General features: G+C 43.1%; 3 protein-coding genes. All 3 read right to left on the bottom strand.

The genetic code is table 11. The features are described from left to right. Window positions 1-56: 56 nt before the first annotated feature. Window positions 57-1,841 (bottom strand): acyl-CoA dehydrogenase C-terminal domain-containing protein, encoded by a 1,785-nt coding sequence (locus tag PENNN9_RS06485; protein WP_058368888.1) that lies wholly within the window; start codon window positions 1,839-1,841, stop codon window positions 57-59. A 326-nt stretch (window positions 1,842-2,167) separates the two neighbouring features. After that, the gene (locus tag PENNN9_RS06480; RefSeq protein WP_058368887.1) at window positions 2,168-3,454 is read right to left on the bottom strand and encodes an alpha/beta hydrolase family esterase; all 1,287 of its coding nucleotides are present in this window, start codon (window positions 3,452-3,454) and stop codon (window positions 2,168-2,170) included. A gap of 61 nt (window positions 3,455-3,515) precedes the next feature. Beyond that, window positions 3,516-4,005, bottom strand: a 490-nt coding sequence (locus PENNN9_RS06475; RefSeq protein ID WP_264752921.1) for a hypothetical protein, incomplete at its 5' end; no start/stop codon positions are given.

The following is a 4,005-nucleotide window of genomic DNA, read 5'->3' as shown; positions in this document are numbered from 1 at the left end:
TGCCCCGGGTTAAATCTCATTGATGCCTAAGCAGCTATCAATTTTAAAAAACTTGATTAGCTGGCAGGAACGTTAAAATAGTCTAAATCAAAGTTCATCATCGGATCGCTACCAGCTTTGACCATTTGGGCGTGCGCATCAATACGCGGTAAAACACGACCAACAAAGTAATCAGCAAGCTTGGCTTTGTTGATATAAAACTCACCGTCTTTACCATTTGCCGCTTCAACCATTAGCGCAAACATATATGAGTAGCATAGATAACCAACCGCATGCATATAATCCACTGCGCAGCCATTAATCTCATTTTTACGAGAGCCAATGTTAGTCAAGACTGTCTTAGTTAACTCTTCAACGGTATCAGCAGCATCCAATGTCGCTTGCTTAATACCATGATCAGCCTGCATATTACTCACATAATCGCGAATTTCACCTAAGAAGTGAGTAATATATTTACCATCATTACGAGCAACTTTACGGCCTAACAGATCAAGTGCTTGAATACCGTTTGCACCCTCATAAATCTGAGCAATACGCGTATCACGTACGATTTGCTCCATGCCCCATTCACGGACATAACCATGACCACCAAAGACCTGCTGACAATCAACAGTGGCTTCTAACGCTTTATCAGTCAAGAATGCTTTTGCGATCGGCGTGAGTAGAGCAACACGCGCAGCAGCGGCTTGAGCTGCTTCAGGATCTGTGCTGAACTTTTCAGTGTCGAGTTGTTTTGCAACATACATCGCAAAACAGCGTGATGCCTCGCTATTGGCTTTAGCATTCAATAGCATACGACGCACATCGGCATGATGAACGATAGCATCAGCTGGTTTTTCTGGACTTTGTAGCTGAGTATCGCTACGACCTTGAGCGCGTTCAAACGCATAAAGCGCAGCGTTTTGGTAAGCAAGCTCAGTACCACCAAGCCCTTGTAGACCCATCGTTACGCGCTCATAGTTCATCATAATAAACATTGACGATAGACCAGTATTTTCAGCACCAACCATCCAGCCCTTTGCATCATCAAAATTCATGACACAAGTCGCTGAGGCTTTGATACCCATTTTGTGTTCGATAGAGCCAGCTGATAAGGTGTTACGTTCGCCTACGCTGCCATCATCATTGACTAAGAATTTTGGTACAACAAACAGAGAGATACCTTTTGAGCCTTCTGGAGCATTTGGCGTCTTAGCTAGTACGAGATGAATAATGTTTTCAGTTAAGTCGTGCTCGCCACCAGTGATAAAGATTTTGGTACCGGAGATGTTATAGCTACCATCATCATTTGGCACAGCTTTGGTTTTGATAATACCTAAGTCAGTACCTGCGTGCGGCTCAGTTAAGCACATGGTGCCTGACCATTCGCCTGAATACATTTTTTCTAAATACGTTTGCTTTTGCTCTTCTGAACCAGCCGCGTTGAGACATAAGGTGGCACCAACCGTTAGGTTAGGGTAGAGCGTAAATGATTGGTTGGTGGTAAAAAGCATCTCTTCGGTGAGCATGGTGACCATTTTTGGAAAACCTTGACCGCCATACTCAGGATTACCGCCAAGTCCGACCCAACCTGATTCAGCATATTGCTGATAAGCTTCTTTAAAGCCTTTAGGGGTAGTAACAACACCATCGCCTTGATAAGTCGCGCCTTCTTCGTCACCAGTACGATTGATAGGCAATAGAACGTTTTTGCTCAACTTGGCCATTTCTTCTAAAATCATATCGACTGTTTCCATGTCGACATGAGATAAGTTGTCGTTATTTTGCCAAAACTCAGGAGCCTTAAAAACATCTGTTAAGATAAAGCGCATGTCAGTTAGAGGGGCATTATAAACAGCCATAAACATTCCTTTGGTTTAAAATTAATAGAGTTGTGTACATATTTGCTTATATTTATCATGATGTTCTTTAACTGTCATGGCAAATAACGCAATGGTTTTTATTAAGTTGAGCCTATGATAATCAGTAAAGTTTAGCAAATTAATGGCTAAGCTTGTGTATCTCTTAGTGAATAGTGCGTACACCAAAAGTCGGTCGCCACTATTGTAGTGCCTAAATAAAGCACAAAAAAGAAAGCTTTATCGAAAGTTTGCTAGCCATAAAATAAACTACTGATTACAAAACATGACCGATTAACGGCAGCTTTGGCTCATGTGTTTAATGAAAACTAGGTTAGGTCAACATGTCCTAATGAGTGATCCAAGAAAAACCGCAGCATCTCTTTTGAAGCATTCGGCCCCTTGGGGTCAGTATAAGATCCTGCGCTACTGCCACCTGCCCAGCTATGTCCAGCGCCATGAATCTTCCAATATTCCAACTGGTTAACTCCTTGACTATCACGAATCTCTGTTTGGGTGCTACGACAATTTTGCTCAGAACATTGCTTATGCTGGCGGGTCGTTAAACCAGTCTTTTGCGCTTGTAAGCGCTGTTCTGCCTGCTCAAAGATCTGTCCGCCATTACGGATGCTCACCGTATGATCCTGATCGCCATGAAACACGATCATCGGGACAAACTTACTGCTTCCTGTATGTTTTGGAGCAGCAGAGCCACCCTGACGCATGGCCATTAATGCAGATGGTAAATCAGTGGCACTACGATAAGCCAACCCTGAATGAACGCCAACTGCTGCAAACATCTCGGGATAATTCTCTGCCATAATCACTGCCATAGCAGCGCCTGCAGATAGCCCCGCAATATATACACGTGATGAATCTACTGCGTAATTCTTAATAATGGATTTAGTCAATGCCGCAAGCCATGCAGGCTCACCCTGACCTTGCTGTTGATCAGTAGGTTTGAACCAGTTCCAACAGCGATTTTGATTAGCAGAAGCTGGCTGAGAAGGATAGACAATCAGGCAACGGTGCTCTTCTGCCAATTCATTCATACGTGTACCTGCTGCAAAATCTTCCGGCGATTGAGTACAACCATGCAACATGACTATTAGAGGCAAGCGCAAGCCTTCTTCTACCGCTTGAGCGTAGTTTGAAGGAATATATAACCGGTAGTCATGACTGCCTTGAGAGGACTTAAGAGTGCCTTTGAGAAACTGGGCATTGTCAGGAATAGACGGTTCGATATGTGTATCAACCCCAGTACGCAGAGCACTTACATTCATAACCGTTGGCAAGTCCAGCTTAAAGTTTTTCATTTTATCTGTAAAATCTTGCAATTTATCAGGCAGCTTACTAAATAGCTCATCAGTGCCTGTTCGCTTGTCTGTCGGGGACGTGCGATCTTGTGACATTGGCACATCAGATGTTACACCAGGCGTCACATCCTTAATAGGCGTCACATCTTTAATAGGGTTTTTTTCGGTATGACTGGCTGGTGCTGCCCCGCTTAAGTTCTTTTGAATGGCAATGGTGGCTTCTTTTAGCTGACCAGATTTCATAAGTTCCATAGCTTCTTTGAGATGCGGCGGTGTCATATTAAATTTTGAAAAATCCATTGGCTATTTCCTTGATATATCTATAAATGTTAAGGGTGGCTGCAAAAGTAAAAACAGATGCTTAAACCATTTTGTTAACCAAAACTGCTTTTATCTCTGGGCTTGCTTGCAGCACCCCTAATACAGTAATGCTTTCAATAGTGGCCTCTACAAGCTCTGGAGTTACATCGGCGGCGATGGTCGCCAGACCCAATACTTGAATATGTAGTTTTTCATTACGTTCTTGAACAGCTTCAAGGTCAGCGCGAGTGTAATGCCGTAGTCCTAACTCTAAAGTTTTACGAGCAACGGTTTGACGTACCACATCAGCATGTGTGGTTAGCTGATTACGTATCGCAGTGCGAATAAAGTCAGTGCGATTAGAATAGAAACCTTCTTGCACCATCAAATCTACTTGTCCAAGATCTACGTAGCCGAGATTAATAGTGACCTTTTCTGTCTCGCCTGCGCGAGCGCGAATAGGCGTTGTATTCTTGCTTGCCATCATATAATCCTTATAATGAACTCTCTTAATTTCAATATTATACTCCATATGGATTCCATCTCCGTCT

It is taken from the genome of Psychrobacter sp. ENNN9_III (genome assembly GCF_001462175.1).
Classification (GTDB): Bacteria; Pseudomonadota; Gammaproteobacteria; order Pseudomonadales; family Moraxellaceae; genus Psychrobacter.
This window is presented reverse-complemented; position numbering and strand designations above follow the sequence as displayed.

Coding starts and splice junctions, on each gene's coding strand:
- PENNN9_RS06485 (WP_058368888.1), bottom strand. CDS start 1,841: ATGGCTGTTTATAATGCCCCTCTAACTGACATGCGCTTTATCTTAACA.
- PENNN9_RS06480 (WP_058368887.1), bottom strand. CDS start 3,454: ATGGATTTTTCAAAATTTAATATGACACCGCCGCATCTCAAAGAAGCT.